The 12,506-nt window shown below is 39.7% G+C and carries 13 protein-coding genes; 8 read left to right on the forward strand and 5 right to left on the reverse strand.

The genetic code is table 11. The annotated features are described in order from the left end of the window. The first annotated feature begins 11 nt into the window (after positions 1 to 11). The 3 genes from WDJ61_RS02780 (at position 12) to WDJ61_RS02790 (ending at position 2,331) form a co-directional block, all read left to right on the forward strand. The gene (locus tag WDJ61_RS02780; RefSeq protein ID WP_338752978.1) at positions 12 to 494 is read left to right on the forward strand and encodes a hypothetical protein; all 483 of its coding nucleotides are present in this window, start codon (positions 12 to 14) and stop codon (positions 492 to 494) included. 29 nt (positions 495 to 523) lie between these two features. Continuing rightward, positions 524 to 1,477 carry a nuclease-related domain-containing protein gene (locus WDJ61_RS02785; RefSeq protein WP_338752980.1) on the forward strand — a complete coding sequence of 318 codons (954 nt, stop codon included), beginning with the start codon at positions 524 to 526 and terminating at the stop codon, positions 1,475 to 1,477. An 80-nt stretch (positions 1,478 to 1,557) separates the two neighbouring features. After that, a complete protein-coding gene (locus WDJ61_RS02790) occupies positions 1,558 to 2,331 on the forward strand; it encodes an alpha/beta hydrolase (RefSeq protein WP_338752981.1) in 774 nt (257 codons plus the stop codon). A gap of 157 nt (positions 2,332 to 2,488) precedes the next feature. Here the strand turns inward: WDJ61_RS02790 and WDJ61_RS02795 are convergent, their stop codons facing one another. The 3 genes from WDJ61_RS02795 to WDJ61_RS02805 all read right to left on the reverse strand — a co-directional run bounded on the left by WDJ61_RS02795 (position 2,489) and on the right by WDJ61_RS02805 (position 4,789). Further along, positions 2,489 to 3,721 (reverse strand): Zn-dependent hydrolase, encoded by a 1,233-nt coding sequence (locus WDJ61_RS02795; RefSeq protein WP_338752982.1) that lies wholly within the window; start codon positions 3,719 to 3,721, stop codon positions 2,489 to 2,491. A 138-nt stretch (positions 3,722 to 3,859) separates the two neighbouring features. Further along, the gene (locus tag WDJ61_RS02800; RefSeq protein ID WP_338752983.1) at positions 3,860 to 4,249 is read right to left on the reverse strand and encodes a hypothetical protein; all 390 of its coding nucleotides are present in this window, start codon (positions 4,247 to 4,249) and stop codon (positions 3,860 to 3,862) included. Continuing rightward, entirely contained in the window at positions 4,250 to 4,789 is a 540-nt protein-coding gene (locus WDJ61_RS02805) for a hypothetical protein (RefSeq protein ID WP_338752984.1), read from the reverse strand. A 355-nt stretch (positions 4,790 to 5,144) separates the two neighbouring features. On the opposite strand from WDJ61_RS02805, the gene WDJ61_RS02810 reads away from it, so the two are divergent. Genes WDJ61_RS02810 through WDJ61_RS02830 form a run of 5 tightly spaced genes read left to right on the forward strand, consistent with a single transcriptional unit; the run spans position 5,145 to position 11,102 of the window. Continuing rightward, positions 5,145 to 6,530, forward strand: coding sequence for an NAD(P)-dependent oxidoreductase (locus tag WDJ61_RS02810; RefSeq protein WP_338752987.1), 1,386 nt, complete (start codon positions 5,145 to 5,147; stop codon positions 6,528 to 6,530). A gap of 46 nt (positions 6,531 to 6,576) precedes the next feature. Then, a complete protein-coding gene (gene preA / locus WDJ61_RS02815) occupies positions 6,577 to 7,845 on the forward strand; it encodes an NAD-dependent dihydropyrimidine dehydrogenase subunit PreA (protein ID WP_338752988.1) in 1,269 nt (422 codons plus the stop codon). Between the two features lie 55 nt (positions 7,846 to 7,900). Then, positions 7,901 to 9,319 carry a dihydropyrimidinase gene (gene hydA, locus WDJ61_RS02820; protein ID WP_338752989.1) on the forward strand — a complete coding sequence of 473 codons (1,419 nt, stop codon included), beginning with the start codon at positions 7,901 to 7,903 and terminating at the stop codon, positions 9,317 to 9,319. 55 nt (positions 9,320 to 9,374) lie between these two features. Beyond that, positions 9,375 to 10,832: an NCS1 family transporter gene (locus WDJ61_RS02825; protein ID WP_338752990.1), complete on the forward strand. Its 1,458-nt coding sequence runs from the start codon at positions 9,375 to 9,377 to the stop codon at positions 10,830 to 10,832. A 36-nt stretch (positions 10,833 to 10,868) separates the two neighbouring features. Further along, a complete protein-coding gene (locus WDJ61_RS02830; protein WP_338752992.1) occupies positions 10,869 to 11,102 on the forward strand; it encodes a hypothetical protein in 234 nt (77 codons plus the stop codon). An 18-nt stretch (positions 11,103 to 11,120) separates the two neighbouring features. Here the strand turns inward: WDJ61_RS02830 and WDJ61_RS02835 are convergent, their stop codons facing one another. Together WDJ61_RS02835 and WDJ61_RS02840 are read right to left on the reverse strand one after the other, a co-directional pair. Further along, complete coding sequence (locus tag WDJ61_RS02835; protein WP_338752993.1) at positions 11,121 to 11,681, reverse strand: hypothetical protein; 561 nt, start codon at positions 11,679 to 11,681, stop codon at positions 11,121 to 11,123. Between the two features lie 496 nt (positions 11,682 to 12,177). After that, positions 12,178 to 12,489, reverse strand: a complete 312-nt coding sequence (locus WDJ61_RS02840; RefSeq protein ID WP_338752994.1) for an aminotransferase class III-fold pyridoxal phosphate-dependent enzyme — start codon at positions 12,487 to 12,489, stop codon at positions 12,178 to 12,180. Positions 12,490 to 12,506: the final 17 nt, after the last annotated feature.

Below are 12,506 nucleotides of genomic sequence, written 5' to 3' on the forward strand. Positions count from 1 at the left end.
GGGTTTTGTGTATGTCGGGAGATTCAGTAAATCTGTCATCTGAGTCCTCAAAAAGTGGTTTGGACTCAGGAAACAGAGTAAAGGATTCAGCAAATAGTAGGTGTGAGTCAGTAAAAAAGCGCGACTCAGTAAATCTGTCATCTGAGTCCTTAAAAAGCGGCTTGGACTCAGGAAAAAGGGGAAAGGATTCAGCAAATAGTAGGTGTGAGTCAGTAAAAAAGAGCGATTCAGTAAATCCGGCCCCTGAGTCCTTAAAAAGTGGTTTGGACTCAGGAAACAGAGTAAAGGATTCAGTAAATAGTGGGTGTGAGTCAGTAAAAAAGAGCGATTCAGTAAATCCGGCCCCTGAGTCCTTAAAAAGTGGTTTGGACTCAGGAAAAAGAATAATTGATTCATTAAATCTCCACAACGATTCAGTAAAAAGCACGACGATGTTAAATAATTGTAAATTGCTTATCCTATCAAAAGGTTTTGCACTTGATTTGCCGAATTAGAAAGTATCAAATGGGGAAGGAGTGTTTAAATGATTGTTAAAGAAAGAAAAGTTCCGATGAAGATTTTGAAGTTAGAGGCTTTGTTGCGGCGACTTCCTAGTGAACATCCGAAACGATTGCAGATTGAGGAGGAATTGGCGATTAGTAAAGCGGGCTTTAGAGGGGAACAGGCCATAGACTACTATTTTAGTTTTGTTCCGAAAGAGAATCATCTCATTTTTAACGATCTTCGGCTGCCAATGGGCGATCGCTTCTTTCAAATAGATTCTCTTCTTCTCACGCCCAGCTATATTTTAATCATTGAACTGAAAAATATAGCTGGAACGATTTGGTTTGATGAGACTTTTCGACAAATGATACGAGTGCAAGATGGAAAAGAAGAGCGGTTTCCTAACCCAATTTTGCAAACGGCTCGTCAAAAACTTCAATTGCAAGAATGGCTTGCCAAAAATAAATATCAAAAAATCCCTATTCATACTGTTACTGTTTTTACTAATAATAAGTCGATTATTAAGACGTCCTCTTCTAATCCTCATATCATGCAACAGGTCATACAGGCGGAGCAATTTCCGATTTTTCTAGAGAAGATGAACGAACCCAAAATATTAACCAATAAGGACCTTCAAAATTTATCCGCACTTTTTATAACCAATCACGTTCCCACAGACATAGACGTCCTCCAAAATTTCCAAATCGAAAAAAGCGAGTTAATGACCGGAATACAATGTCCACAGTGCTCAGCGATTCCAATGATCAGACATTTACGCAAATGGCAATGCCCTATTTGCTTGCAATTCTCGCATGATGCCCACCTTACCTCCGTCGAAGATTATGCCCTACTTTTCCATCCGACTATTACCAATCAACAGCTTCGCCACTTTTTAAATATCTCGTGTAATCAGTTAGCTTATTATTTATTGCGTTCAATGAATCTATCAAACTCTGGTCAAACAAAAGGGACCGTTTGGCATATAAAGATTTAATTCATAGTTGACAAGTAGGATATAGAAATATAAAATAAACATATAAAAATAATCGGAATTAAAAATAGGAGGGGTTGAGCATGAAAGAACGGTATCAGGTGATGTCAGGTGCTGAGGCGTTTTATTTTGAAGGAAATGAAATTGGAATCTTGCTTTCTCACGGCTTTATTGGAACGCCGCAAAGTGTGCGTTTTTTGGGAGAGAGCTTGGCTGCCAAAGGATTTACTGTTCTTGCTCCTCGCCTAAAAGGACATGGGACTCACTATTTAGATATGGAAAAATGCACGCATGAAGATTGGTATGAAAGCTTTAAACAAGGTTATCGAGCATTAAAAGCCCATGGAAAACGTGTATTTGTGATGGGGCAATCGATGGGTGGCACATTAACTCTTAAATTAGCATCGGAGTATGAGGGTATTGAAGGAATTATCACGATTAATGCCGCTCTAACCATTCCAGAGCTTGAATATTTAAAAAAGACGCCAGCTCCCCGTTTTATTAAGGAAGGAGCGCCGGATATAAAGGCACAAAATGTCGAGGAAATCACGTATGACAAAGCACCTGTCCAAGCCATTCGTGAATTACAAAGCTTAATGGTAGAGATTCCTAGCAAATTGCCCAACGTCAAGGCACCTGCACTTTGCATCAAATCTTTCATCGATCATGTCGTTCCACCGGAGAATACGACCTTTATTTATAAATACATCTCGTCAAAAAATAAGCAGCTTGTCACTTTGCCAAACTCTTATCACGTAGCATCTATGGACAATGATAAGGAAATGATTGTCGAGCATGCCACCCGTTTTATTTGGAAGCATGCCACCAGCATTCAATCATACGCTAATATAAAATAAAAAAGGGTGTCTCAAAAGTCTACGTAGCAAACTTTCGGGACGATACTTCTTATTTGAAAATGCCATTAAATTAGGTTTTTTGCACCTGTCGCTTCGCTTTTGGTGCAGAAAAGGTGCCATCTCAACTACTTATGAGACGGCACCTTTTTTGCAATAGTTATTCATTGAAGTAAGAAAGAACCGTTTCTAAAAGAACATTTACCCCTTTTTCGCAGTCTTCCCAAGTAGTTAGTTCTTCTTCGCAGTGGCTTTTTCCATTGACACTAGGCACGAAAATCATGGCAGTAGGAATATAGCTTGCGAGAAATTGAGCATCATGACCGGCTCCACTGACCATTCGCTTGTAAGAATAGTCCAATGATTGAGTGGACTGTTCAAGCAAATTACAAATTTCACGGTTAAACCAAACTGTTTGTCGATCCCAAAGCTTTTCTACTTGCACAATACAATTTTGCTCAGAAGTATGGTGGGTTAATTCTTGAATAATCGCTTCAACTTGCTGAATGACGTTAGCCTCTTTATGTCTAGCTTCTAATGAGAAGACGACTTGATTAGGGATGACGGTGTGGATATTAGGAAAGACATTCATCCGCCCCATTGTAAAGACTAAGTCGGAATCTAGTGCGCTTAGTCGTTCGCGCGCTTTCGTAATTAATTCATTAGCCGTAAATAGAGCATCCTTTCTTATATACATCGGCGTTGTGCCAGCATGATCGGATTCCCCAGTCACTGTAATTTCATAACAGACCATTCCTAATACACATTCGACGACGCCTATAGATAATGATTCTTTTTCAAGAATAGGCCCTTGCTCAATATGCAATTCTAAAAATGCTGTTGCTTCCTTTAATCTAGCCCCAATATCTCCATTATAGCCAATGGTCTGTAGTGCTTCATTAAAAGTGATACCTTCTACATCCTTTTTTTTCGACATGGTGGCTTTATCGAATTTACCAGAAAGTACACCAGAAGCCATCATAGATGGTTCAAATCTAGCCCCTTCTTCATTGGTAATATTAACAATTGTCAGCGGTATTTTTGGTTTAATATTGTTATCAACAAGTGTGCGAGCAATTTCTAGACCAGCCACAACGCCAAGGATGCCGTCAAAACGACCACCTTTTTTAACAGTGTCCATATGAGAGCCAATCACAATGGGGGGGTTGTCTTCCACGCCTGCTAATGTGGCATAAATATTACCCATGTCATCGATTTGAATGCTCATTCCGAGATCTTTACAACAGGAACAAAAATAATCTCTTGCTAAGCGATCTTCCTCTGAGAGGGCGAGTCGAGTGACACCATTGTTTGGTGTGCGGCCGAAATCAGCAAAACGTTCCAATGTTTCTTTCAAACGTTCCCCATTGATCAACAGTTTTTGCTTCTTCAAATTGCTCACTCCTTCATATTTTTATAGAAAAAATACTATATAAAGAATAATATCACTAATATTCTGTGAATTCTATAAAATATTTATTGTTTATTTTTAATCAATAAATAAAAATACGTCGAATGAGTGCTTATTTCTTTATTTTTTTTCTTTATTGTATTGATCTAGTCCTTTTTTGAATAAATCCAGAATGATATCATGCTGTGTTTTGCTGATCACATGATTTTTAATTTCGTTTAATTCAGCTACTAAGTTTGCATCAAGGTGTAGGTTAATCGTCTTACCTTTGTCTTTCGGTTTGATTTCATAGCCTTGCTCGGTTTTTTTTGCAAAACCTTCTAGGATCATTTCTTCAGAAAAGCAGGATTTGTCAGGTAGAATAATGACTTCGCCTTCAAAATATATTTTTGATAGATCCTGTTCAAAGGAAATGGTTAAAAAATGATTGGCTTGTTGGTTAGCCTGCTTAATTTTTCGGGCGATTTCCTGATTGGGAACGGTATTTTCTAGTACGATTTTGACCTTCAATTAATCATCAACTCCTTGAATCAGTTGGAGATTTTTTTCCTTTACATCCTGCAAAGTTTCAAATGATCCTTCTATTTGAATGATATAGTGAAATTCGTCTTGATGTAGGTGAGAATCAATCACCATGCCAATCAAAGGCTCTTTCTCCGATTGGGTTACGAGAACACGGTCGAGCACCTCATATTCCGGCAATAGATAGCCTTTTTCTTCGTGTAAAAATCGATATGTATCAACTTTCGGGTATAGAAATCGTTTCTTTCCTTGCTTGGATTGCAGTGCCCAAAATTTATCTTTCTCCTCCACAACCTCACCAAGAAATCCTTCATCTGCCCATCTTTTAATGGTGGACATGTTTATTTTCTTACCCACTTTTTTTTCGATTAAATCGATAATCTCTTTGGAAGAGATATAGTTTTCGCGTTCTCTTTCCTGGTCGGTTAAAGCTTCTAAACGTTTATACAAGTCTTGCAAAAGTAGTTGTTGTTCTTGCAACTTTGTTTCTGCTTTATGGATAAGTAACTCTAATTCCGATCTTTTCAAAAACTGTCACGCCTTCCTTTTGCTGATCGATAAGTATAAAGAGATAGTTTCATTTTACACCATTTTTGAGTGATAGAGAACTGAGGCTGAAACTCGAATTGGATTTATTAATTAAATATACATTGGTAAAAAAGCAAAAAACGACAAAATATAAAAATAAAAAAAGCAATCAATTTATTGACAAACACAGAATGATATCATACTATAAACTTCAAGAATATTTAGAAAAAAGAACGTTTTGTGATACGTTACATGAGGGATGGGGATCATCTTTCCTTATTATTTTCTGAGCTTGACGAATACTTGAGAGGCAGTGCAGGTAAAGTGGCATGGAAATCAGTGAGGGGGAATGAATATGCACTTAAATCGAATGAAGAATAAAGGCATCTCCTTAAATCATTTAAAAGCCAACTTTTATGAAATGGAGCCCGATTTAACAACGAATGAAGCAGTTGAGGAGTCGAATCGTTGTCTTTATTGTTATGATGCTCCGTGTATAAAAGCTTGTCCGACTGGTATTAATATTCCATCATTTATTAAAAAAATTGCCTCAGGAAATATGAAAGGTTCGGCTCGTGTCATTATGGAAGCTAATCCTGTTGGCGCAAGCTGCGCGCGTGTATGCCCAACAGAAGAATTGTGTGAAGGAGCTTGTGTGCTCAATGAAGCCTCTTTACCGATTATGATTGGTAATTTACAGCGTCATGCAACAAATTGGGCGATGAAAAATGAGGCACAGCTGTTTGAAGCTGGCGAAAAAAACGGCAAGAGTGTAGCAATTATTGGCGGCGGTCCAGCAGGATTAGCAGCGGCTCGTGAGTTAGCTCGATTAGGCTATGATGTAACGATTTTTGAAGCAAAGGAAAAAGCAGGAGGGCTCAATACACACGGAATTGTTTCCTTCCGATTGCCTCAAGAAATTTCGTTATGGGAAGTGGAACAAGTAGAGAAATTGGGTGTGTCCATTCGTACGAATACAAAGGTCGGAAAAGATATTTCAGTGGATGAAATATTAAAGCAATTTGATGCAATTGTGCTAGCAGTTGGGATGTCAAAAGTACCGATGTTAGGCATTGATGGCGAAGAAGCAGAAGGTGTGTATGATGCGATTGATTTTGTTGAAAGGACGAAAACGCCTCCTCTTGAGCAGCAATTCATTGGCAAGAGGGTTGCTGTGATTGGGGCTGGAAATACAGCGATTGATGCAGCGACTTGTTCCGTCCGATTAGGGGCTAGTGATGTGAAGATGATTTATCGCCGAACAGAGGCGGAAATGACCGCTTATGAATTTGAATATGAGTTCGCGAAGCAGGATGGCGTGGAATTTAGATGGCTGACACAGCCGGTGAAAATTATGAAAGATGAGACAGGAAAAGTGAAGGCTTTAGTCTGCATGCGGATGGAGCTTGGAGCACCTGATGAGTCAGGGCGCCGTCGTCCAATTCCAGTAGCTGAATCAGAATTTATTATGGAAGTCGATGTTGTTGTGAAAGCGATCGGCCAAACCCGTTATGTCGATTTAATTGAACAATTAGGATTGGAGCATACAAAAGGGGTTGTCAAAATTGATACAAAAACTCACCAAACATCTCATCCTAAAATATTTGCAGCGGGGGATGTTATTTTTGGAGATGGTCAAGGAGAGGCGATGGTCGTTACAGCAGCCCAACAGGGGAAACTAACCGCTTATGCCATTCATCAGCAATTGATTGTGGATCATGTATCTTTAGAAAACGTATAAATGAATACACTAGAACACCATTTAATAAAAGGTAGGAGGAGTTCAAATGGCAGATTTACGAGTAAACTTTGCCGGTATTAAAGCACCTAATCCTTTTTGGTTGGCGTCTGCACCGCCCACTAACTCCGGTTATCAAGTACAAAGAGCGTTTGAAGCTGGCTGGGGAGGAGCTGTGTGGAAAACGCTTGGAGATCCAATTTTAAATGTCTCTTCTCGCTTTGCTGGTGTTCATTTTAACGGTCAACGAGTGGCAGGATTCAATAATATTGAATTGATTACAGACCGTCCACTGGAAGTAAATTTAAAAGAAATCTATGAAACGAAAAAGCGATTTCCTAACCATGCGTTAATTGTCTCGCTTATGGTCGAACCGAAACAAGAAAAGTGGCATGAAATTGTTAAGAAGGTCGAGGCTGTTGGTGTCGATGGGTTAGAGCTAAACTTTGGCTGTCCTCACGGGATGGCAGAGCGCGGTATGGGGTCTGCTTCAGGACAAGTGCCAGAATTAGTTGAAAAGCAAACGTATTGGGTGAAAGAAGCAGCGAAAACCCCCGTCATTGTTAAATTGACCCCCAATATTACGGACATTACGGCTACGGCATACGCCGCTGTGCAAGGGGGAGCTGATGCGATTAGTATGATTAACACGATTAATAGTTTAGCAGGAGTAGATATTGATTCGTGGAAGACGATTCCACATGTTGCTGGAAAAGGGGCTCACGGTGGGTACTGTGGACCAGCTGTTAAACCAATTGCCTTAAATATGGTGGCGGAATGTGCCCGCAATAGTGAGATTAGTGTTCCGATCTCAGGGATGGGCGGTGTCTCTAGCTGGAGAGATGCTGTTGAATTTATGCTGATGGGGGCAGGAAGCATTCAAGTCTGCACCGCCGCTATGCATCATGGTTTTAGCATTGTGGAGGATATGGTAGATGGATTAAATAATTACTTAGACAGTAAAGGCATTGCTACGCTTGATGGTCTCATCGGTCAGGCTGTGAAAAATTATTCGGATTGGGGCAACTTAGATTTAAATTATAAAGTGGTGGCCCGAATCAATCATGATGTCTGTATCAATTGTAATAAGTGCCATATCGCTTGCGAGGACACATCACATCAATGTATTGAACGACTCACCAATAAAAATGGAGAAGCTTATTTAAAAGTCCGTGAAGAAGATTGCGTAGGCTGCAACCTCTGTTCCATCGTCTGTCCAGTTGATGGAGCGATTGACATGGTAGAGATACCGAACGGGGAGCCAATGACTTGGAATCAGCGCCAAGCAGCAATTAAACTACCAATGTGTCAATCATAAAGCCTCTTGTTTTTATTTGGGAGAATACGAGTGTAAAAAGGGAGGATAAGCCATCATGAAAAAATTAATTACAAATGGAACGATCGTCACGGCAACGGATCAATATGAAGCAGATCTCCTGATTGAAAATGGAATCATCACAGCCATTGGATATCAATTAAATACACCCGTCGATGAAGTGATTGATGCAAAAGGGGCGTATATTTTTCCTGGAGGGATAGATCCTCACACGCATTTAGATATGCCATTTGGAGGAACAGTCACAAGCGATGATTTTGAAACGGGAACGATTGCAGCTGCTTATGGCGGCACAACAACAATCATTGATTTCTGTTTAACAAATAAAGGAGAGCCGCTTCAAACAGCGATTCAAACTTGGCATGACAAATCGAAACAAAAAGCCGTGATCGATTATGGGTTTCATTTAATGATCAGTGAAGTGAACGAACGTGTATTGCAAGAGATTCCTCAAGTGATTGAAGATGGGATTACTTCTTTTAAAGTATTTATGGCTTATAAAAATGTATTTCAAGCGGATGATGAAACACTCTTTCGCACGCTTGTGACAGCGAAAGAGCATGGGGCACTCGTTATGGTCCATGCCGAAAATGGTGATGTTATTGACTATTTAGTAAAGGAAGCATTAAAGAATGAACAAACCGATCCGATTTATCATGCCCTCACACGGCCCCCTGAAGTGGAAGGAGAAGCGACTAGTCGAGCGGCCCACTTAACCGGTTTAGCTAATTCTCAACTATATGTTGTGCACGTATCATGTGCGGAAGCTGTGGAAAAGATTGCAGCCGCTAGACAAAAAGGCTATCAAGTGTGGGGAGAGACATGTCCACAATATTTAGTGTTGGATCAATCTTATTTAGAAAAACCTAATTTCGAGGGAGCGAAATATGTTTGGTCCCCGCCATTACGAGAGAAGTGGAATCAGGATGTTTTATGGAATGCTTTGAAAAACGGCCAACTCCAAACGCTCGGATCTGATCAATGTTCATTCAATTTTAAAGGACAGAAAGATTTAGGAAGAGAAGACTTCACTAAAATACCGAATGGCGGCCCGATTATTGAAGATCGATTTAGTCTCTTCTTCTCTGAAGGAGTGAAAAAAGGGCGCATCTCACTTAACCAATTTGTCGACATCGTGTCTACTAGAATTGCTAAACTGTTTGGGTTATTCCCGCAAAAAGGAACGATTGCTGTTGGTAGTGATGCGGACTTAGTCATTTTTGATCCCGAGAAAGAACGTATCATATCAGCTGATACTCATCATATGAATGTCGATTACAGTGCATTTGAAGGGATGAAAATTACCGGGGAACCGATTTCTGTTTTATCACGTGGAGAATTCGTGATTCGTGACAAACAATTTGTTGGTCAACCAGGAGCAGGTCAATTTTTGAAAAGAAAGCGATTTCGAAATACTGTTACAGAAGTAGAAGGAAGCGTGAATATGAAAAACTGAAACTCCTTTGCTGTGAGAAGACAAACTCCGATCACTCAAATAAAGGAGAGTTGAAATGAAAAAAAATAATCAGTATTTGAAATCACCCGATCTTCTACCAATTGCTCATGGTGATAGAAAAATTGGAACGCTTGGATTTTCGATGATGTGGGTAGGAATGGCAGTAGTGTTAGCGGCTTTTGCGATCGGTGGGGCAGGAGTACAGACGATGCCGCTGACATGGGTATTACTAGCTTCTTTCATTGGGTGTCTAATTATTGGTTTTTTAATAACTGTTATTGCCGATATAGGGATTGAACATGGGATCTCTTTTCCGATCTATTTGCGAGCTCCATTTGGCACATTTGGCACCCATCTGCCTTCTGTTCTTCGAGGAGTCGTTGCTTCGATTTGGTTTGGGATTAACTCTTACTTTGGAGCAGCCGCCATTAACGGGATATTAAATATTATGACCGGATTTGATAACTGGTTTATATGCTTTTTTGTCTTTGTTGCTCTTCAAGTGATTAATACATCTATTGGAATTAAGGCAGTCGAACAGTTCGCTAATTTAGCAGCTCCAACGATTATATTAATTTCCATTTGGATGTACTATACATTAACTGATCAAGCTAGTGCAGCGGATAAAAACGTTTGGACATGGATTGAAAACCCCGTATCAGGAGTCGCTTTATTTGCTCCTTTTTTAACGGTCGTGCTAGGAAATATGGGGTATTGGTCTACTTTGTGTGCGGATATCTCTTCACTATCTCGTTTTATTAAAGCTCCTAAGTATGAACGAAATTGGATCAAACGCAATAAAGGAGCCTTAGTAGGTAGTGTAGTTGCTTTACCATTGACTCAAACATTCATCGTTGCCATTGGTGGGGTAGCCTATATTGCTGTAGGAAATTACGATCCAATTGTTGCTTTACAAGAATCGGCCGGTGGAATCATCTTAGGTGTTTTACTCGTGATGATTGTGTTTGCCCAATGGTCGACGAATACAACAGCGAACTTAGTGCCTGCAGCTACGGTATTTTCGAACGTTGGCGGCCCAAAAGTTCCATTTTATGTTGGGGTTATCTTTGCTGGGATCATTGGCATGGTGACTCAGCCTTGGAATCTTTTTAACACGTTAATGCCTTTTTTATTAATTAGCGGCGGAGTGTTATCCGCTATTGTGGGTATTTTATATACGGACTATTATTTGATTCGCAAACGTCGAGTAAATGTCGTCGAATTGTATGAAAGTAATGGACAGTATAGTTATCATTTCGGAGTGAACTGGGCTGGTTTAATTGCGTGGTCCATTGGTGGTGTAGCCTCCGTTGTGTTTTCTGAGTACTCTTTTATATTGGGTTTTCTATTATCAGCCGTTAGCTATTATGTGCTAGCAAAATATTGGTGGTTCAAAAAGTATAAACAAGCAGAATTAGAGGACCCTAGTGATGAAAAGTATTTAGGAATTACTGTCGGACGTGATTGGATTATTGAAAGTGAAGACGAAATCAATAGTCAAACGGGTGCGTAAATAGTCGATCGACACAAGGTGTAAGGAGGTAGAAATATGTCATCATATCAAGAATTTTTAGCAGAAAAACAGAAAATTGATCAATTGTATAAACAAGGGTATGTTATTACTCAAGTACATGAAAATTTAAGTGGTGCCTTTCTAACATTTGAAAGGTCAGGAGCGAAGGGGCGTAAGGATTCAAGAAAAGTAAAACTGCATATTTTAACAGCAGATGGCCGAAAATATTTTTCTAATCTCCTTATTAATCATCAGAAAAGCTTAGCCTAACAAGTATATAAGGGGCGTTTAGTTAAACTCTTCATAAGAGGTGGTAAGGGAATTGTCGGAACCATGAATATTAAAGACAAGTGCCACCTCTATATCTTTAATCTGTTTTTCTTGGTCGTATAATATATAATAAATAATTTCATCATCAATATGATAAATAATTCCATCGTGAGAATGCGCTAATAAGAAGTCACGCGTATCATTGCCAATTTGCATAGCTAGTTCTAAGGGACTGCTTGTTGCTTGAGGGACTAGATGATGGATATTTTCGTATTTCCAACGTAACGCCTCTTTTTTTAAACGTGCCTCGCTATATCGATAATTTAAGATAAATGGATTTTGTAAATAAATCTTTTGTGTTAACACCACTGCTTTCTGTTCTTCTTCTGCATCGGCATGACAAAAGGCGTAGCGGGCTGCCAGTTCCAAATCGTTAATAAGATAAAGACCTGAACCAAATAATGATCGGGCAGCTACATTGTGATTAAAGGCTCTGAATTCATGGCGCTCATATTTTTGATGACGGACAACTTCTTTCGCTTCTTTATAACTAATCCCACGATAAGCTTTTCTGTCCAAATTGAACCCTCCCACTTTATAATGAACCGTTCATTTTTGTTTTTTTATTATAAAAGCGCTTACATTTATGCGTGTAGAAATATAACTACCGACATCAGTAGCTAGTAGTTATTCGTTTTTATTTGTCACGGGTATATGGAAAAGAAACCTATCCTATATATTTCTAGTAGGTATGAAAAATTCCTCTTTTTGTTTTAAGAATTGAGGAAGAGTAAAGGGGCTTCATCGCATCCATAAAAAGAAAAGACGAAATCTTTGTGATTCCGCCTCATAATAATTTTATCCCGCATTAACGGGCTGTAAGACCTCCACCTCAACATGACAGAAGAAGCGTAGGCATGTAGGTGGGGGATCAACAGCCCGTAAACGCCCGATCCATTCGGGCCTGCACGATGCGGGTTACAAAGGCGTTGCAACAGGACGTTGCGCTCTTAGCCTTTGTTCCTCTTTTAATCAGTGGGGGATGAAGAAAACCCCCACTGATTGAAGTTTCACTTTATTTCAGCACATCTGCAAGAATATCAACCGCTTGTTCCATTTCTTCTTTCGTGACAGTCAGTGGAGGAAGCAGGCGAAGGACATGGGGACCAGCTGTTAAAATGAGCAAGCCTTTTTCGCGGGCCACGGTGACAAATGGAGTAGCTTCACCATCGAGTTCAATGCCAATCATTAAGCCTTTTCCCTTTATTTTTCTGACGTGTGGGACAGCTGAGAGGGCTGTCTCTAGCATGTCGGACAACGCGGCCCCTTGTTTTGTGACTTCATCTAAAAAGCTATCATTAAAAATGATTTGCAGTGTTGCTTTCAAGTGTAAAACTAAGCGAA

The sequence above is a fragment of the Bacillus sp. FJAT-52991 genome (assembly GCF_037201805.1).
GTDB classification, from domain to species: Bacteria; Bacillota; Bacilli; order Bacillales; family Domibacillaceae; genus Bacillus_CE; species Bacillus_CE kandeliae.